The sequence below is a fragment of the Saccharopolyspora taberi genome (assembly GCF_039534165.1).
Taxonomy (GTDB): Bacteria; Actinomycetota; Actinomycetes; order Mycobacteriales; family Pseudonocardiaceae; genus Saccharopolyspora_D; species Saccharopolyspora_D taberi.
This window is the reverse complement of record NZ_BAAAUX010000005.1, coordinates 283,035-300,860: the sequence shown is the minus strand read 5'-3', so window position 1 is coordinate 300,860 and position 17,826 is coordinate 283,035. Positions and strand designations below refer to the sequence as shown.

Sequence of the window (17,826 nt, the reverse complement as noted above, 5' to 3'; positions counted from 1 at the left end):
TTATCGCCACTTCGCGGACCAAACGTCAACACGACGAGGGCATCACCGGCCATGGTCACCACTCGTCGAGTAAACCACATGCCCGCGAAAGAACCGGACGCCAGAGCAAGTCATTCATCCAAATGGACCAAACACTTTCGCGTTTGGTCGCAGTAGATGGACAAACGTAGTCTTAGAGCGCGCCCGCCTACTCCTCCGCGGCGAGCTGCCCGCAAGCGGCGGCGATCTCCTGCCCCCGCGTGTCCCGCACGGTGCACGGCACGCCGGCGGCGCGCACGCGCCGCACGAACTCCCGCTCGACGGGTTTCGGGCTGGCGTCCCACTTGCTGCCGGGCGTCGGGTTCAGCGGGATCAGGTTGACGTGCACGAGCTGGCCGAGGTGCTTGTGCAGCAGCTTGCCCAGCAGGTCGGCGCGCCAGCCCTGGTCGTTGACGTCCCGGATGAGCGCGTACTCGATCGACACCCGGCGCCCGGTGTGGTCGGCGTAGCCGCGCGCGGCCTCCAGGACCTCCTGGACCTTCCACCGGTTGTTCACCGGCACCAGCGTGTCGCGCAGCTCGTCGTCCGGGGTGTGCAGCGACACCGCGAGCGTGACGTGCAGGTCCTCGGCGGTCATCTTCCGGATCGCGGGCACCAGGCCCACCGTGGACACCGTGACCGAGCGCTGCGAGAGTCCCAGGCCCTCCGGTGCGGGGTCGCAGATGCGGTGCACCGCGTTGATCACGCGCTTGTAGTTCGCCAGCGGCTCGCCCATGCCCATGAACACGACGTTGGACAGCCTGCCCGGCCCGCCGGGCACCTCGCCGTCGCGCATCATCGCCGCCGCCGACCGCACCTGGTCGACGATCTCGGCTGTCGAGAGGTTGCGCTGGAGACCGCCCTGGCCGGTGGCGCAGAACGGGCACGCCATGCCGCAGCCCGCCTGGCTGGAGATGCAGACCGTGGCCCGGTCCGGGTACCGCATGAGCACGCTCTCCAGCAGCGTGCCGTCGTGCGCGCGCCAGAGCGTCTTGCGGGTGGTGCCCTCGTCGGTGTCGACGTGGCGCACCGGTGTGAGCAGCGTCGGCAGCAGGTCGGCGCCGAGCCGGGCGCGGCTGCCCGCCGGGATGTCGGTCATCGACTCCACGTCGGCGCTGAGCCTGCCGAAGTAGTGGTGCGCGAGCTGGCGGGCGCGGAAGGGCTTCTCGCCCAGCTCGGCCACCGCCGCCTTCCGCTCCTCGACCGAGAGGTCGGCGAGGTGCACGGGCGGCTTGCCGCGGCGCGGCGCGTTGAAAACAAGCGGGAGCGATGCAGACATAGCGCCGACCAGTGTCCCACGCCCCGCGTCGATCACACCCGCTTGGTCGCGGGAATCGCACCTAGTACAGTTTTCGCCGTGGCGAAATTTCGGACTCCAACGACCCGAAACGCGTCTCTCGCCTTAGCGGCCCTGCTTCTGGCGTCGGCGTGCGGCACCGGCGCGAGCGAGCCCGCCGACGACCGCAAGCAGGTCGTCACCACCTTCACCGTGATCGCCGACATGGCGCGCGCGGTCGCCGGGGACGCCGTCGCGGTCGAGTCGATCACCAAGCCCGGCACCGAGATCCACGAGTACGAACCCACGCCCAGCGACCTGCTCAAGGGCGCCAAGGCCGATCTCGTGCTGGACAACGGCCTCGGCCTGGAGCGCTGGTTCGACCGGTTCGTCCAGCGCAGCGAGGCCCGCCACGTCACCCTCACCGCGGGCGTCGAGCCGATGCCGATCCGCAGCGGCCAGTACGAGGGCAAGGCCAACCCGCACGCCTGGATGTCCCCGCGCAACGCGCGGATCTACGTCACCAACATCCGCGACGCCCTCAGCCACCTGGACCCCGCGCACGCCTCGGAGTTCCACGCCAACGCCGACTCCTACCTGCGCCGCATCGACGAGATCGACCAGTACCTCCGGCAGGAGCTGGCGAAACTGCCGCCGCAGCACCGCGCCCTGGTCACCTGCGAGGGCGCGTTCTCCTACCTCGCGCGCGACGCGGGCCTGCGCGAGGCGTACCTGTGGCCGGTCAACAGCGACGAGGAGGGCACCCCGCAGCAGATCAAGGACACCACCCGGTTCGTGCGGGACAACGCCGTCCCCGCGGTCTTCTGCGAATCCACCGTCAACGACAAGGCGCAGCAGCAGGTGGCGACCGAAACCGGCGCGCGGCTGGGCGAAAAGCTCTACGTCGACTCGCTGTCCGAGCCCGGCGGCCCGGTCCCGACCTACCTCGACCTGCTGCGCCACGACGCCGAGGCCGTCGTGACCGGCCTGAACGGAGGCGACCGGTGAGCACCGCGATCGACGCCGCCAACGTCACCGTCCACTACGGGCAGACGCTGGCGCTCGACGACGTCAGCGTGGACATCGCGGCGGGCCAGATCTGCGGCCTGCTCGGGATGAACGGCTCCGGCAAGTCCACCCTGTTCAAAGCCCTGATGGGGCTGGTGAAACCGGACCGCGGCAGCATCCGGCTGCTCGGCCGGTCGCCCCGGCAGGCCCGCCGCGAGGGCCTGATCGCCTACGTGCCGCAGTCCGAGGCCGTCGACTGGACGTTCCCGGTCAGCGTCGCCGACGTGGTGATGATGGGCCGCTACGGACACCTCGGCCTCACCCGCCGCCCCCGGCAGGCGGACCGCTCCGCGGTCGCCGCGGCGCTGGAGCGCGTCGGGCTCACCGAGCTCGCGGGCAACCCCATCGGCGCGCTCTCCGGCGGCCAGCGCAAGCGCGCCTTCGTCGCCCGGGGCATCGCGCAGGAAGCGGCGCTGCTGTTCCTCGACGAACCGTTCGCCGGGGTCGACAAGCGTTCCGAAGCCACCATCGCCGAGCTGCTGCGCGGACTGCGCGACGAGGGCCGCACGATCATGATCTCCACCCACGACCTGGCCAGCGTCCCGGAGCTGTGCGACACCGCGGTGCTGCTCCAGCAGCAGGTCATCGCGCACGGGCCGCTGGACGAGGTCCTCGCGCCGGAGACGCTGGCCCGCACGTTCGGCGCCAAGATCGCGGGAGGGGCCCGGTGAACGACCTCGTGCAGTGGATCGTCGAACCGCTCCAGTTCGGCTTCATGCAGCGCGCGCTGCTGATCAGCGTGGTCGCCGGCCTGGTGTGCGCGGTGCTGTCGTGCTGGGTGACGCTGATCGGCTGGTCGCTGCTGGGCGACGCGGTCTCGCACGCCGTGCTCCCCGGCGTCGTGCTCGCCTACGTGCTGGCGATGCCCTTCTCGGTCGGCGCGTTCCTGTTCGGCGGCCTGGCCGTCGGCATGATCGCCGGGGTCCGCTCGACCACCAAGCTCAAGGGCGACGCCGCGATCGGCGTGGTGTTCACCGGCCTGTTCGCGCTCGGCCTGGTGCTGGTGTCGCGGATCCCGAGCCAGGTCGACCTCAACCACATCCTGTTCGGCAACGTCCTCGGCGTGTCCGACAGCGACATCGTCCAGGTGCTCGTGATCGCCGGGCTGGTGCTCGCGGTCGCCCTGCTCAAGCGCCGCGACCTGACCCTGTACGCCTTCGACCCGACGCACGCGCACGCCATCGGCCTGAACCCGCGGCGGATCAGCGCCCTGCTGCTGACGATGCTCGCGCTGACGGTCGTGGTCGCGCTCCAGGCGGTCGGGGTCATCCTGGTCACCGCGATGCTCATCACCCCGGGGGCGACGGCGTTCCTGCTCACCAGGCGGTTCTCCCGGATGCTCGCGGTGGCCGCGGCGCTGTCGGTGTTCAGCGGGATCCTCGGCACCTACCTGAGCTTCCACGTCGACACCTCAACCGGCGGCATGATCGTGCTGTGCCAGACCTGCGTGTTCGCGCTGGTGTACCTGGCCGCGCCCGGTCAGGGACTGGTCGCCGAGGCGGTGCGCCGCAGGCGGCGGCGCGCGGGGGTCGCGGTCGGCGAGGCGTAGCCGCTTGGCAGTTCATGGCCTTGTGGCCATCGGCTCTATCGTTGGGACCATGACAAGCATGGCCGAGCGTCCGTCGTCCTCCGTCGAGGACTACGTCCGGGCGATCTACGGGCTCAGCGAACGCGGCGTGCCCGTCACGAACGCGACCCTGACCCAGCGCCTCGGGCTGAGCCCGTCCTCGGTCTCCGGCATGATCAACAAGCTCGCCCAGCTGGGCCTGGTCACCCACGTCCGCTACCGCAGCGTCGAGCTGACCCCGGAGGGCAGGCGGCTGGCCTACGACGTGCTGCGCCGCCATCGCCTGATCGAGCTGTTCCTGGTCGAGGAGCTCGACTACACCTGGGACGAGGTGCACCGGGAGGCCGACGCGCTGGAGCACGCGGTCTCCGACGAGCTCGTCGAGCACATCGCCGCCAAGCTCGGCCACCCCACCCACGACCCGCACGGCGACCCGATCCCGAGCGCGGACGGGGTCGTGGAGAAGCCCGCGACCAAGCTGCTCGACCAGGTCGAGCCCGGGACGGTCGGCACCATCGCCCGGGTCTGGGACACCGACTCGGAGCTGCTGCGCTACCTCACCGACCACGAGATGACGCTGGGCACCCGCATCGAGATCGTGGAGCGCAAGCCCTTCGGCGGGCCGCTGGTGGTGCGCGTCGGCGAACCGCCGCACGCCCAGACCCACTTCCTCGGCGACGAGATCGCGGCGGCGCTGTCGATCAGCCTGCGCTGAGTCAGGAGGCGCTCTGCCGCCGCAGGAAGCGCCGGACGCCGACCGGGGCGGGCGTGGGGAACACCGGGTTCTCCGGGGCGTCCTCGCCGTAGATCTGCTCGGTCACCAGCCGCCCGTGCAGCTCGTCGGTCCGGTGCGCGCCGATGATCGCGAGCAGCAGGTCGAAGCGGCTGTCGGTGAGCACCACGGCGACGTAGCCGAACCCCACCAGACCCCCGAGGACCAGCGTCGCGACCCACCACACCGAGACGCCCTGGACCAGGAACATCACCGCGACCGCCAGTGCGAGCCCGGAACCGAACGCGATCCCGCGGGCCACCGTCACCTGGGTCAGCAGCGACCGGAACGCCGGGTACTGCTGGCAGAGCTGCCGGACGATGCGGGCGCGCTCCCGCCGGTCCATCTGGGCAACCTGGCTCAGGCCCGCGGTCACCGGCTTCGCGGCGCGGTCGGCCATGGTTGCTCCTGTTGCCCGTTGCGTGCCTTCGTGAAGTCGCCAGGGTGTAACGCACACCCTGCGTGACCGATATAAGTCGATCACGGCTCGCGCCGAGTATCAAGGCGTCATTCGGGGGCGTTCCCATTGCGGATTTAGCACCGAAGGGTAACGTGATCGCCCGGATATCACCTGGCTTTATCACCCACACGGCTTGAGTTCAGCGCCACCGTCGCGCGGCTTTCCGGGCCTGATCACCCTACGTGTTACCCGTCACACAGAGCCACCTTTCCGGCGGGTGCACTGCGCCGGACGGCAGCACCATGGACGCAGCGACCCGGGGAGGAGACATGGCCGTTCCGGTAGGCGCACCCGGCTGGGTGGATCTCGCCACGACCGACGCCGACGCCGCCCGCGAGTTCTACTCGGGGCTGTTCGGCTGGACCTGGATCACCAGAGATCACTACAACATCGCGCTGATCGGCAGGACCCCGGTCGCCGGAGTCCTGGTGCCGGTCACCGACACCCGGACCGCGTGGACGGTGTACCTGGAATGCGGTTCGATCCGCCGCGCCGCCGAGCACGTCCACGCCCTCGGCGGCCGGGTGCTGGTTCCGCCGACCGAAACCGAGTCCGACGAGTTCTTCCTGGTCAGCCAGGACCCGTCCGGTGCCGTCGTCGGCCTCTGGCAGGCAGCGCCGAGCGCGACCTTCGGCCGCGACCACGCGGGCATGCTGTGCTGGGCCGAGCTGCACACCCGCGACGCCTCCTCGGCCGATCCGTTCTACGCCGACCTGCTCGGCTACCGGCAGGAGCAGATCGGCGAGCCGGGCGGGAACTTCGACTACACGGTCTGGTACGTCGACGACATGCCGACCGTCGGCCGCCTCGACGCGAGCGCCGCCCTGCCCGCGGACGTCCCGCCGCACTGGCAGCTGTACTTCCAGGTCAACCCGGACCAGGACACCGACTCGGCGGTGGAACGGACGATTCGCCTCGGCGGCGAGGTCCTGCGCGAGCCGTCCGACTCCCCGCACGGGCGGATCGCTCAGGTGCGGGACGTCGTCGGGGCGCCGTTCTTCGTCATCGACACCGCTCAGCGAACCGGGGAATAGGGGAAACCGAGGAACCGGCGAGCAGCTCAGGCCCGCAGCAGGCCCGTCGGCTTCCGGCGCAGCCGCAGCCGGTACCTGACGGGAAGCGCGTTCCCCGTCGTCTCCCGGACCGCCCGCCGCGCGACCTTCGCCGAGAACTCGATCCCGAGCACCGCCTCCAGCTGCGCGCGCTCGTCGAAGCGCCACACCGTGTCGACCGAGGTGCTCTCGAAACCGTGCCGCACGAAGAACGACTCGACCGCGCCCGGGTCGAGGTGCGGGGTGTCCGCGCGCATCCAGTCGCCGTACGGGCTGCTCGCGAGGTCCAGGTCGACGATCACCAGCGCGCCGCCCGGCCGCAGCACCCGTTCCGCCTCGGCCAGTCCCGGTTCGCAGCCGGGGCCGAAGAAGTACGCGGTGCGCGCGTGCACCAGGTCGATGCTGGCGTCAGCGAGCGGAAGCCGCTGCGCCGGAGCGATCCGGACGTCAACGCCCGGCTGGCCGGCCATCCGCTCCCGCGCGCGCTGAGCCAGCGGCGGATGCGGCTCGATCCCGATCACCGACCGCGCGGTCGCGGCGAACAGCGGCAGGTGGAAACCGTCGCCGCACCCGATGTCGGCGACGTCGAGCCCGGTCCAGTCGCAGCGCTCCCGCAGCGCCGTCCACAGCTCACCGGCCGAGTCCTGCGCCCGGTTCTCGATCTCGTAGATCTCCGGCCAGTGCCAGATGTTCGGGCTCGGCGTGACCTCCGCGCTCGCCCGGCTGCGCCAGGTCCGCATCAGACCGGCAGCAGCCAGAACAGCATCAGCCACGCCACCACCGCGGAAGGCAGCAGCGAGTCCATCCGGTCCATCAGACCGCCGTGGCCGGGCAGCAGGTTGCCCATGTCCTTGATGCCGAGGTCGCGCTTGATCAGCGACTCCATCAGATCGCCCAGCGTCGCGCTGCACACCAGAGCCGCGCCGAACAGCGCGCCCTGCCACCACTGCCCGTCGAGCAGCAGCGTCACCGACAGCGCCCCGGCGACCACCCCGGCCAGCATCGAACCGCCGAAGCCCTCCCAGGACTTCTTCGGGCTGACCTTCGGCGCCATCGGGTGCCTGCCCAGCAGCACCCCGAACGCGTAGCCGCCGGTGTCGGAGGCGACCACGCCGATCATGAAGCAGAGCGCGCGGAACGCGCCGTCCTCCGGGCGCACCAGCATCGCGGCGAACGCGGCGAACATCGGCACGTACGCGGTGGTGAACACCGACGCCGTCGCGTCCCGCACGTAGCCGTCGACACCGTCGCGGAACCGCCACGCCAGGCACGCCAGCGTCGTCACCGCGAACGCGACCAGCAGCCCGCGCAGCCCGAACGGCCAGGACAACCAGACCATCAGCTGCCCGCCGACGAGCACCGGCGGCAGCGACACCCGGATGCCCGCGCCCCGGCGCAGCGCGCCCGCGAGCTCGACGGTGGACACGGCGACCGCGGCGGCCACGACCCCGATGAACAGGAACCGCAGCATCAGCAGCGAGAAGATGATCGCCGCGCCGAGCACCAGCCCGACCGCGATCGCCGCGCGCAGGTCACGTCCGGCCCTGGAGGAACGCGGGGGCTCGCCCGGAGCATCAGCAGGCATCCCGGACTCACCTTCGCACTGGCCGGCCGTCACCACCTCAGACTTCCAGGAGTTCCGCTTCCTTGTGCTTGACCAGCTCGTCGATCTGGGCGGTGTAGCGGTGGGTGAGGTTCTCCAGCTCCTTCTCACCCCGGGTGCCCTCGTCCTCACCGGCCTCGCCGTCCTTGACGATCCGGTCGATCTCCTCCTTGACCTTGCGGCGGATGCCGCGCACGGTGACCTTGCCGTCCTCGCCCTTCTGCTTGGCGACCTTGACCATCTCCTTGCGCCGCTCCTCGGTCATCTGCGGGATCGCCACCCGGATCAGCTGACCGTCGTTGGAGGGGTTGACGCCCAGGTCGGAGTCGCGGATGGCCTTCTCCATCGCGCCGAGCTGGCTGGCGTCGTAGGGCTTGATGACCACGAGCCGGGCTTCCGGGACGTTGATGCTGGCCATCTGGTTCAGCGGCGTCGGCGAACCGTAGTAGTCGACGACGATGCCGGAGAACATCGCGGGATTCGCACGGCCGGTGCGGACCGTGGCCAGCTCGTCCTTGGCCACCTCCACGGCCTTCTGCATCTTCTCCTCGCCTTCGAGAAGAGTCTCGTCGATCACGGCTGCTCCCTTGTGTGTGCCGATCGCTGAGGGCATTGCAAGTGTCGCTGGATGCCCCGTTCAGGATTCCAGCCCGGTCAGGCCGGGTCCGACGCCGGGGTGCTGACCAGCGTCCCGATTTTCTCACCGCCGACCGCGCGGGCGATGTTGCCTTCGGTCAGCAGGTTGAACACCAGGATCGGCATGTGGTTGTCCATGCACAGGCTGAACGCGGTCGCGTCGGCGACCTTCAGACCGCGCTCCAGCACCTCCCGGTGCGTGATGCTGTCGAACAGCTTGGCCCCGGGGGTGGTCTTCGGGTCGGCGGTGTAGACGCCGTCGACGCCCTTGGCCATGAGCACGACCTCGCACCCGATCTCCAGGGCGCGCTGGGCGGCGGTGGTGTCGGTGGAGAAGTACGGCATGCCGGTGCCCGCGCCGAAGATCACGACGCGCCCCTTCTCCATGTGCCGGATCGCGCGTCGCGGGATGTAGGGCTCGGCGACCTGGCCCATCGTGATCGCCGTCATCACCCGGGTGTCGATGCCGTGCTCGCGCTCCAGGAAGTCCTGCAGCGCCAGGCAGTTCATCACGGTGCCGAGCATGGCCATGTAGTCGCCGCGCGAGCGCTCCATCCCGCGCTGCTGCAGCTCGGCGCCGCGGAAGAAGTTGCCACCGCCGATCACGATGGCCACCTCGACGCCGTCGGCCACCACGTCGGCGATCTGGCGGGCCACGGTGCCGACCACGTCGGGATCGATTCCGACGCCGCCGCCGCCGAACATCTCACCGCCGAGCTTGAGCAGTACCCGGCCGTAGCCACCCGTCGTCGGGCCCTCGGTCACTGTTCCTCCTGAGTGGCAGAACGTTTTGAAGCGCGCGCTGATCCTGGCAAAGCGCCCCGCCCTCGCCTGCGGGGCGAAGGCGGGGCGCGGTTCGTCGCATCTCGCCGGTCGCGGGCGCTGACCGGGTCGGCCGGTCAGCACCCTACCTGGCGGTAATCCGGCGTGCGCGCACGCCGGTGCGGTCAGGCCTGGCCGACCTCGAACCGGGCGAAGCCGGTCACGGTCACGCCTGCCTCGTCGAGCAGGGCCTTGACGGTCTTCTTGCTCTCCTGGACCGACGCCTGGTCGAGCAGCACGTTGTCCTTGAAGAAGCCGTTCAGGCGGCCCTCGACGATCTTGGGCAGGGCCTGCTCCGGCTTGCCCTCGGCGCGAGCGGTCTCCTCGGCGATGCGCCGCTCGTTGGCGACGATGTCCTCGGGCACCTCTTCGCGGTTGAGGTACTTCGGCTTGAGCGCGGCGACCTGCATCGCGGCACCGCGAGCGGCCTCCTCCGAGTCACCGGTGTACTCGATGAGCACGCCGACCGCCGGGGGCAGGCCCGCGGCGCGGCGGTGCAGGTAGGTGGCGACCTTGCCCTCGAACGCCGCGACCCGGCGCAGCTCCAGCTTCTCGCCGATCTTGGCGGAGAGCTCCTGGATGGCCTCGCCGACGGTCTTGCCGTCGAGCGCGGCGGCGTTGGCCGACTCGAGGTCCTTGGCGCCCGCGGCCTTGATGGCGGCGGCGACCTTGTTGGCCAGCTCGACGAACTCGTCGTTCTTGGCGACGAAGTCGGTCTCGCTGTTCAGCTCGATCAGCACGCCGTTGTCGGCGGCGACCAGGCCCTCGGCGGTGGCGCGCTCGGCGCGCTTGCCGACGTCCTTGGCGCCCTTGATCCGCAGGTCCTCGACGGCCTTGTCGAAGTCGCCGTCGGTGGCCTCCAGGGCCTTCTTGCAGTCCATCATGCCGGCGCCGGTCAGCTCACGCAGACGCTTGACGTCGGCCGCACTGTAGTTCGCCATCGTGCGTTGTCCGTCCTTCTTCGGAATGTGTACGCAGTGGGAAAGATCGTTTCCGCCGGGCGGACGGACCTGCCCCCGCGGCAGCCGCGGATGGCCGTGGCGTGACCCGCCTGCGGCGGCGCGGCACCGGTGTCGCCGGTACCGCGGACCGCGCCAGGCGCCCGCCGCGTGGCGGGCGCCTGGCACCTCGGTTCAGGACTGGGCGGGCTGCTCGTTGGCAGCGGCGGCCTCGGCCTCGCCGGAACCGGCGAGCAGTTCCTTCTCCCACTCGGCCAGCGGCTCGCCGCCGGCCGGCTTCTCCTCGCCCTCGGCGGCGCCGTTGGTCCGGCCGCTGCGGGCCATCAGGCCGTCGGCGACACCGTCGGCGACCACGCGGGTCAGCAGCGCCGCGGAACGGATCGCGTCGTCGTTGCCCGGGATCGGGTAGTCGACCTCGTCCGGGTCGCAGTTGGTGTCGAGGATCGCCACGACCGGGATGCCCAGCTTGCGGGCCTCACCGACGGCGATGTGCTCCTTCTTGGTGTCCACGATCCAGACGGCGCTGGGCACCTTGGACATGTCGCGGATACCGCCGAGGGTCTTCTCGAGCTTGTCCTTCTCGCGGGTCAGCATCAAGATTTCCTTCTTGGTGCGGCCCTCGAAGCCCCCGGTCTGCTCCATGGTCTCGAGTTCCTTGAGACGCTGGAGGCGCTTGTGCACGGTCTGGAAGTTGGTGAGCATGCCGCCCAGCCAGCGCTGGTTGACGTAGGGCATGCCGACCCGCAGCGCCTGCTCGGCGATCGCTTCCTGCGCCTGCTTCTTGGTGCCGACGAACAGGATGGTCCCGCCGTGGGCGACCGTCTGCTTGACGAAGTCGTAGGCCCCGTCGATGTAGGACAGGGTCTGCTGCAGGTCGATGATGTAGATGCCGTTGCGCTCGGTGAAGATGTAGCGCTTCATCTTCGGGTTCCAGCGCCGGGTCTGGTGCCCGAAGTGCACGCCGCTGTCGAGCAGCTGCTTTATGGTGACGACGGCCATGGCCTGGTTCGCACCTCTTGTGTCGGGCGCGCCCCTGGATCGGGCGCGCGGTTCGGTTGGCCGCGGCGGACCGGGTGGACCGCCGCCCTGGTGCCCGGCTCGGAGCCCCCACCCGGAACCCGGGACCTCGGGGGCGCCGCACCTCCGCGCGAGCGGTGCTCACGGTGACCAGCGGGGCGGATTCCCCCTGGCGCCGTGAACCCGTGATGCTGTGAGCCCGTGAGCTCTGCGGAAGTAGTGCGCGGGCACGCGAAGTCGGCTCGTGCGGACACGAAACCGCGTTGGTCAGTGTACTGGACGCGGGGAAGCCCTCAGACCCGGACCGCGAGTTGTCCACAGCCACCGGAGTTGTCCACAGATTCCCAAGTTGACCCTGTTCCCAGCAGGACTCGGCCGACACCTTGGAAACATGCGCTCCCTGCTCCCCGCCCTGCTCATGACAACCCTGCTGACCAGCAGCGCAGCTGCCGAACCTGCCGCGCCACAGCTCCCGGAGCCCACTTCGTTCCGCCGCCTCCTGCTCCCCGCAGCACCCGACCAGCTCCCGGAGCCCACGGCGTTCGACCGACCGCTGCCCGGCCCGGTCACCAGACCGTTCGAGGAACCGGCCCACGCCTACGGCCCCGGCCACCGAGGGGTCGACCTCGCAGGCGAAGCCGGGCAGCCGGTCCTCGCGGCCGGCCCCGGTCTGGTCCTGTTCGCCGGTCCGCTCGCGGGCCGCAACCTGGTCTCGATCGAACATCCGGGCGGCCTGCGAACGACGTACGAACCGGTCTCCCCGGCTGTGACCGTCGGCCAGGAGGTCGGGATCGGCCAGCCGATCGGCCGACTCGACCCCGGCCACCCCGAGTGCTCAGCGCCCCCACCTCAGGTGTGCCTGCACTGGGGCGCGCGAAGGCGCCTGCACTACCTGGATCCGCTCCAACTGCTGGGCACCGCACGCATCAGGCTGCTCCCGTGGGAAGACAAACCCTCCCGCTGAACGCCCCAGAAAACCCACCGTCAATTCCGAACCGGACAGCGAAAACAACGTGCCGCGTATATGTTCGATTTCATGATTTCCGATGAAAAATTCGCTTGCTTGAAATTTCTCACCGTTTTCGCGACGGCGCCGGAAATGTGAGCGCTCCCATTTCGGCTGGATCGCGTTCGCGCGCTTGTTGGCGGGTGCTGATCACGCGCGAACGCCGTTGTCTGACCGAACAGACGCTGTTGCCGAACCGATCAGTTCGATTCGGTGAGCTTGCTCCGCAACCGCAGGACCGCCCGCGTGTGCAGCTGGCAGACCCGGGATTCCGTCACGCCCAGGACCTTGCCGATCTCGGCGAGAGTCAGGTTCTCGAAGTAGTACAGGGTGACGACGATGCGGTCCCGGTCGCTGAGCCGTTCCACCGCCTCGGCGAGCTGACGTCTGCTGTCGCGGTCGACCAGCGCGGCCACCGGATCCTCGGCGCGGTCGTCGGGCAGCGTCTCGGCGAGCGAGGACGTGCTCTGACCCGCACCGATGAGATCGTCGAGGGCGACGACGCTGGTCATCTGCAACTGGGCGAACAGCTCCCGGAGCTCGTCGAGGGAGAGTTCGAGCTCCGCGGCGAGTTCGGCATCGGTGGCGGTGCGCTGCAGCTTGGCCTCCAGCCGCTCCAGCGCGCGTTCGACGTCCCGCGCCCGGCTGCGCACCGATCGCGGCACCCAGTCCTGCGCGCGCAGGTCGTCGAGGATCGCGCCCCGGATCCGCTGCATGGCGTAGGTCTCGAACTTCAGTCCGCGCTCGGGCTCGAACTTCTCGATCGCGTCCACCAGCCCGAAGATGCCGGACTGGATCAGGTCGGAGACCTCAACGTGCGACGGCAGTCCGGTACCGACACGCCCGGCTACGTACTTCACCAGCGGCGCGTAGTGCAGGACCAGCCGGTCGCGCAGTTCCTGGGCGCGCTGGTCGCCGAATGCCTGCCACAGGGCGACGATGCCCGCTTCGACCTCGTCAGCGCTGCGCTGATCGCCTGATTCCTGGTAGGGGTCCACGTCCGGGGAGGCGGGGGGCCGTCCGAACAACCGCGTTCGGCTGTCGACCTGGCGGCCGTTGGTCGAGGTGCCCTTCCCGGAGGCCGGCGTCGTCGATGTCGATCTCGCCGCCATCGCGTGGGCACCGCCCCCGGCGTCGTCAGGAACGGGGGTGGGTTCGGTCATGGATCGCCTTCAGCCGTTCGACTGTCACGTGTGTGTAAAGCTGGGTCGTTGCGAGCGTAGCGTGACCAAGCAACTCCTGAACGCTACGGAGGTCGGCTCCGCCCTCGAGGAGGTGGGTGGCCGCCGAGTGCCGCAATCCGTGCGGACCGAGGTCCGCAGCACCGGAAACGGCGCCGACGGCGTCGTGCACGACCCGGCGCACCGCGCGGGGATCGAGTCTGCCCCCGCGAACCCCCAGGAACAACGCCGCACCGGACGTTTCCGCCACGAGCGCGGGCCGACCAGCGGAAATCCACCGCCCGAGCGCCCGGTCCGCGGGCACCCCGAACGGCACGACCCGTTCCTTGTCGCCCTTTCCGATGACCCGAATCACACGACGTTCATGATCGATGTCGTCGAGATCCAGCCCGCACAGCTCGGAAACCCGGATCCCGGTGGCGTACAGCAGCTCGACAACGGCGTGGTCGCGCAGGGCAACGGGATCACCTTGTTCGGCACCCGAACCCGACGCCTCCATAGCTGCTTTCGCCTGCTCGGCACGCAGAACCGAGGGCAGCTTGCGCTGCCGCGACGGGGCCGCGAGCCGGGGCCCCGGGTCCACGCGCAGGTGCCCGGCGCGCAACGCCCACGCGGTGAACGTCCGCGCCGATGCGGCCCGCCGTGCCAAGGTCGCACGGCTCGCGCCGGACGAATGCCCGGCGGCGAGCCATTCCCGCAGCGCAGCGAGTTCCAACCCGTCCAGCTCGGCCCGCTCTTCCGCATCGCGGCACCAATGGTCGAGTAACGACACCACGTCCCCGATGTAAGCGCGGACCGTGTGCGCCGACAACCCCCGCTCCACGCCGAGGTGCCGCTCGAACTCATCCACGACAGAACCGAGCGGCGCCCGTAAGCCCCGGCGAGCCGCACGGGAGTCGGGCCGACGAGGTCCTTCCGAGGAACTGCGAGCCATACATCAAAGCTGGCCCGCTCCGGGTCCGCGGTCAAACATCGCCACGCCGAAGCCGACGTCGATCACAACACGGTCGAGTGATCGCCCGACCTGGTGCCGAGCGCTACGAAGGGTGCTCACACTTGCGCAGACAACCTCCCGAAGCGCACCGAACCCCAGCGACCTGCGGCTATGCCTCCCTGGCCAAGCCATCCAGTCTGGCCGTGCCCTGCCCGGAGTGACCACTGTTGGTGCCCGCCCTGCGAGCTTGGGTTCCGGATCTCCGGCTCCCGAGGGCAGCACCAACACAATCACCGCTGCGGTGGTGGCAACTCAGCGAAATTCCATCCGAACGAGCACCAATCACGTCCACCTCCCGCCAATCATCAGGCGCATCGCGACCACCCCTGTTCGTTCCGCATCGCCAGTCCAGCCAGTTCCAGCGCGGGCAGGAGGGCACGGATCTTCCGCAGCGGGAGTCCGGACTCCTGGGCCAGCTGATCGGCGCTGACCTCCTCACCCGGCACCAGCGCGTCGTACAACTGCCTGGCATGCGGATCGAGGCTGTCGGTCTCCAGCCCCGGAACTCTGGCCTCCTCAAACGGAATCGTCCCGAGCGGGCTGAGGGTTTCCAGGATCTGCCCGACACCCGTCACCAGCAGTGCCTTGGCACCCCGGACCATCTCGTGGCAGCCCACCGAAGCCTTCGAGGTCACCGGCCCGGGCACCGCCATCACCGGTCGCCCCAACGCATCAGCGGTGTTCGCCGTGTTGCTCGCCCCGCTCCGCGCACCTGCCTCGACCACCACGGTTCCCTGTCCGGACGCGGCAATCAGTCTGTTCCGCACAAGAAACCGGTGCTTCCGCGGCGAAGCGCCTGGCGGATACTCGCTGACAACCACGCCCTGTTCGCTGATCGCGCGCAGCAACCTGCTGTGTCCCGCCGGGTAGTCGATGTCCGCCCCGCAGGCCAGGAAAGCGACCGTAGGACGGCTCGTCGCCAGGGCACCGCGATGAGCCGCCCCGTCGATCCCGTAAGCCGCCCCGGAAACGACCGTGAACCCGGCGGATGCGAGACCGTGCCCGAACTCGACGGCAAGGCGCTCGCCGTACCCGGTCGCGGCACGAGCTCCCACGATCGACACGGACGTTTCCAGCGCCTCGGCGAGCGGAACGCTGCCGCGTACCCAGAGCGCGAGCGGCGCCGCCATTCCCGGCAGACCGATCGCGGTGGCATCGGTCAGGCCGGCGAACCGCTCATGCGGCCACTCCGGATGTTCCGGTGTCACCAGTCGGATTCCCGCAAACCTGGCCGCGGACAGCACTTCCGCACCGGACACGTGCTCCCTGCGGGCCTCCACCTCGTCCGCGACCAGGGCCGGCACGTCACCACGCCGGACCAGCTCCGAGGCACGGCACACTCCGTGCGCCTCGACGAACCCGGCGAGCGCCGACGCAGGTGGCTCGGCCACCGCGGACAAATATGCCCGCGCGGCAAGGACTTCCTCGGAAGGTTGCTCCTTCTCCAGCATCACGCAGCCCTCCGATCCCGGAATTCCAGCGCAGCACCGACGTGATCGGCTTCCGGCGTCGACCTGCCTTCGAGATCCGCGAGAGTCCACGCGACGCGAAGGCATCGATCGGCGCCACGGGCGGTGATCGCACCCGCCTCCAGTCCCCGGTCCAGGAGCGCGGTCGTCCGCTGCGGCAGCGCGAACTCCCGTCGCAGCACCGGTCCCGGCACTTCGGTGTTGCTCTGCCAGCCGTGCTCCGACCACCGCTCCCGCGCCGCCGCTCGCGCGTCCTCGACCCGTTTCCGCACCACTTCGCTGGATTCCGGCGGCACGCCGTTCTCGGCCGCCATCGCCACGAGAGGCCGGGTCGACACCCGCAGATCGACCCGATCCAGCAGCGGCCCGGACAACTTGCCCAGGTACCGGCGCCGGACGTTGGGCGAGCACTGGCAGTCAACATCCCTGGCGGGTGCGCAAGGACAAGGATTCGTCGCCAGCACCAACTGGAATCTCGCCGGATACCGCGCCGTACCGTCTCGCCTGGCGAGACGCACCTCGTTCTCCTCCAAAGCCGTGCGCAACGCGTCCAGCCGCTTGGGGCCGAGTTCGCACGCCTCGTCCAGCAACAGCACACCCCGGTGCGCTCGGCTGACCGCGCCCGGCTTCGCCAGCCCGGATCCGCCGCCGATCAACGCGGAGACCGACAGCGAGTGGTGCGGCGCGACGAACGGCGGCGAGGTGACCAGCGCCCCGCCAGGCAGTTCGCCCGTGATCGAGTGGATCGCGGTGACCTCCAGCGCTTCCTGGGCCGTGAGATCCGGCAGCAGCCCGCACAAACGTCTCGCGAGCATCGTCTTGCCGGTCCCGGGAGGGCCGACCATCAGCAGGTGGTGGCCACCCGCCGCCGCGACCTCCAAGGCCCACCGGGCTTCCGGCTGCCCGATGACGTCCGCCAGATCGGGCAAGTCATCAGCCGGTTCGGCTGCCTCGCTCGGCGGAGGTTCGTGCGCGAGTTCTCCGGTTTCCCGAAGCCATGCCACGACTTCACGCAGGTTTCCCGCGCCGAGCACTTCGATCCCGTCGACCAGCTGCCCCTCGGCCAGACCGGAGTGGGGCACGATCGCACGCACCATCCCCACCTGTCGCGCGGCGAGCAGCGCGGGAAGCAGACCGCGCACCGGGCGAATCCTCCCGTCCAGGGCGAGTTCGCCGAAAAGCACGGTGCGATCCAGGCGATGCGGTGGCACCTGTTCCGAACCCGCCAGCACCGCGCAGGCCAGAGCGAGGTCGTACGAGGTTCCGGCTTTGGGTATCGCCGCGGGCGACAGCGCGAGAGTCACGCAGCTCGCGGGCCATTCCTCCTTGCAGTTGACGATGGCGGCCCGGACCCGGTTCTTCGACTCCTGCAGAGCCGTGTCCGGCAGACCCAGCAGTTGGACGCTGGGGAGGCCGCCCTTGCGCACGTCGGCCTCGATCTCGACGACCACGCCGTCCACTCCGAACAGCGCGACCGCCCACGTTCGCCGGAGAGCCATCTAGAACGCCCCCTCCAGGTACTCGATGTGCGCGGGACGTCCCGGCGGCCACAACACGGACACCACGTCGAAGCGCACTTTGGCCCCCACCAGTCGCCATTCGGCCAGCCAGATCGACGCGAGCATGCGCAGATGTCTGGCTTTGTGCGGGCTCACGGCGTTCAGCGGTGCCCCGTAGTCCGGCCCCGACCGAGCTTTTACCTCGCAGAACACCACTGTCTGACCGTCGGCGGCGACGATGTCGAGCTCGCCCTGGTCGCAGCGCCAGTTGCGGACGAGGACCGTCAGACCGCGATGTTCCAGGAACTCCGCGGCCAGCCGCTCCCCGGCCACACCGAGCGCGTGCCTGCGGCCCTTGGTGTCGTCATCGGAAAGCGCACCGAAAATCGATTTGGAAGCCATGATTCCTCCAGAGAAGGGAAACGTT

Annotated in this window: 19 protein-coding genes; 6 read left to right on the top strand and 13 right to left on the bottom strand. The window is 69.8% G+C overall.

What is annotated here, in order from left to right; all coding sequences use genetic code 11:
* Nucleotides 1-187: 187 nt before the first annotated feature.
* Nucleotides 188-1,297, bottom strand: coding sequence for a dual-specificity RNA methyltransferase RlmN (gene rlmN / locus ABD691_RS06055; RefSeq protein ID WP_344678409.1), 1,110 nt, complete (start codon nt 1,295-1,297; stop codon nt 188-190).
* A 78-nt stretch (nt 1,298-1,375) separates the two neighbouring features.
* Here rlmN and ABD691_RS06050 point away from each other — a divergent pair, with 78 nt between their 5' ends.
* The 4 genes from ABD691_RS06050 to ABD691_RS06035 are packed head-to-tail and all read left to right on the top strand — an operon-like array spanning nt 1,376 to nt 4,644.
* Nucleotides 1,376-2,302 carry a metal ABC transporter substrate-binding protein gene (locus ABD691_RS06050; protein WP_344678408.1) on the top strand — a complete coding sequence of 309 codons (927 nt, stop codon included), beginning with the start codon at nt 1,376-1,378 and terminating at the stop codon, nt 2,300-2,302.
* The gene (locus ABD691_RS06045; protein ID WP_344678407.1) at nt 2,299-3,033 is read left to right on the top strand and encodes a metal ABC transporter ATP-binding protein; all 735 of its coding nucleotides are present in this window, start codon (nt 2,299-2,301) and stop codon (nt 3,031-3,033) included. The genes ABD691_RS06050 and ABD691_RS06045 overlap by 4 nt, the downstream gene beginning before the upstream one ends.
* Entirely contained in the window at nt 3,030-3,911 is an 882-nt protein-coding gene (locus tag ABD691_RS06040; protein WP_344678406.1) for a metal ABC transporter permease, read from the top strand. Before ABD691_RS06045 ends, ABD691_RS06040 begins: the two co-directional genes overlap by 4 nt.
* Before the next feature lie 58 nt (nt 3,912-3,969).
* Nucleotides 3,970-4,644: a metal-dependent transcriptional regulator gene (locus ABD691_RS06035; RefSeq protein ID WP_425564991.1), complete on the top strand. Its 675-nt coding sequence runs from the start codon at nt 3,970-3,972 to the stop codon at nt 4,642-4,644.
* A gap of 1 nt (nt 4,645) precedes the next feature.
* Here the strand turns inward: ABD691_RS06035 and ABD691_RS06030 are convergent, their stop codons facing one another.
* The gene (locus tag ABD691_RS06030; RefSeq protein WP_344678404.1) at nt 4,646-5,101 is read right to left on the bottom strand and encodes a hypothetical protein; all 456 of its coding nucleotides are present in this window, start codon (nt 5,099-5,101) and stop codon (nt 4,646-4,648) included.
* Nucleotides 5,102-5,430: 329 nt separating this feature from the next.
* Here ABD691_RS06030 and ABD691_RS06025 point away from each other — a divergent pair, with 329 nt between their 5' ends.
* The gene (locus ABD691_RS06025; RefSeq protein WP_344678403.1) at nt 5,431-6,195 is read left to right on the top strand and encodes a VOC family protein; all 765 of its coding nucleotides are present in this window, start codon (nt 5,431-5,433) and stop codon (nt 6,193-6,195) included.
* Nucleotides 6,196-6,221: 26 nt separating this feature from the next.
* Here the strand turns inward: ABD691_RS06025 and ABD691_RS06020 are convergent, their stop codons facing one another.
* From ABD691_RS06020 to rpsB, 6 genes are all read right to left on the bottom strand, one after another.
* Nucleotides 6,222-6,953 carry a class I SAM-dependent methyltransferase gene (locus ABD691_RS06020; RefSeq protein ID WP_344678461.1) on the bottom strand — a complete coding sequence of 244 codons (732 nt, stop codon included), beginning with the start codon at nt 6,951-6,953 and terminating at the stop codon, nt 6,222-6,224.
* Complete coding sequence (locus tag ABD691_RS06015; RefSeq protein WP_344678402.1) at nt 6,953-7,798, bottom strand: phosphatidate cytidylyltransferase; 846 nt, start codon at nt 7,796-7,798, stop codon at nt 6,953-6,955. The genes ABD691_RS06020 and ABD691_RS06015 overlap by 1 nt, the downstream gene beginning before the upstream one ends.
* A gap of 37 nt (nt 7,799-7,835) precedes the next feature.
* Nucleotides 7,836-8,393, bottom strand: coding sequence for a ribosome recycling factor (gene frr, locus ABD691_RS06010; RefSeq protein WP_344678401.1), 558 nt, complete (start codon nt 8,391-8,393; stop codon nt 7,836-7,838).
* 77 nt (nt 8,394-8,470) lie between these two features.
* The gene (gene pyrH / locus ABD691_RS06005; RefSeq protein WP_344678400.1) at nt 8,471-9,217 is read right to left on the bottom strand and encodes a UMP kinase; all 747 of its coding nucleotides are present in this window, start codon (nt 9,215-9,217) and stop codon (nt 8,471-8,473) included.
* A 182-nt stretch (nt 9,218-9,399) separates the two neighbouring features.
* A complete protein-coding gene (gene tsf, locus ABD691_RS06000) occupies nt 9,400-10,215 on the bottom strand; it encodes a translation elongation factor Ts (RefSeq protein WP_344678399.1) in 816 nt (271 codons plus the stop codon).
* Nucleotides 10,216-10,407: 192 nt separating this feature from the next.
* Nucleotides 10,408-11,232 carry a 30S ribosomal protein S2 gene (gene rpsB, locus ABD691_RS05995; protein ID WP_344678398.1) on the bottom strand — a complete coding sequence of 275 codons (825 nt, stop codon included), beginning with the start codon at nt 11,230-11,232 and terminating at the stop codon, nt 10,408-10,410.
* A gap of 409 nt (nt 11,233-11,641) precedes the next feature.
* Between rpsB and ABD691_RS05990 the strand changes: the two genes are divergently transcribed.
* Entirely contained in the window at nt 11,642-12,214 is a 573-nt protein-coding gene (locus tag ABD691_RS05990; RefSeq protein WP_344678397.1) for a M23 family metallopeptidase, read from the top strand.
* Between the two features lie 242 nt (nt 12,215-12,456).
* On the opposite strand, the gene whiG is transcribed toward ABD691_RS05990, so the two are convergent.
* The 5 genes from whiG to ABD691_RS05965 all read right to left on the bottom strand — a co-directional run bounded on the left by whiG (nt 12,457) and on the right by ABD691_RS05965 (nt 17,801).
* The gene (gene whiG / locus ABD691_RS05985) at nt 12,457-13,419 is read right to left on the bottom strand and encodes an RNA polymerase sigma factor WhiG (RefSeq protein ID WP_344678396.1); all 963 of its coding nucleotides are present in this window, start codon (nt 13,417-13,419) and stop codon (nt 12,457-12,459) included.
* A complete protein-coding gene (locus ABD691_RS05980; RefSeq protein WP_344678395.1) occupies nt 13,394-14,371 on the bottom strand; it encodes a tyrosine recombinase XerC in 978 nt (325 codons plus the stop codon). The genes whiG and ABD691_RS05980 overlap by 26 nt, the downstream gene beginning before the upstream one ends.
* Before the next feature lie 365 nt (nt 14,372-14,736).
* Nucleotides 14,737-15,882, bottom strand: a complete 1,146-nt coding sequence (gene dprA, locus ABD691_RS05975) for a DNA-processing protein DprA (RefSeq protein WP_344678460.1) — start codon at nt 15,880-15,882, stop codon at nt 14,737-14,739.
* Nucleotides 15,882-17,399 carry a YifB family Mg chelatase-like AAA ATPase gene (locus ABD691_RS05970; protein WP_344678394.1) on the bottom strand — a complete coding sequence of 506 codons (1,518 nt, stop codon included), beginning with the start codon at nt 17,397-17,399 and terminating at the stop codon, nt 15,882-15,884. Before ABD691_RS05970 ends, dprA begins: the two co-directional genes overlap by 1 nt.
* Nucleotides 17,400-17,801 (bottom strand): YraN family protein, encoded by a 402-nt coding sequence (locus ABD691_RS05965; protein ID WP_344678393.1) that lies wholly within the window; start codon nt 17,799-17,801, stop codon nt 17,400-17,402.
* Nucleotides 17,802-17,826 lie beyond the last annotated feature (25 nt).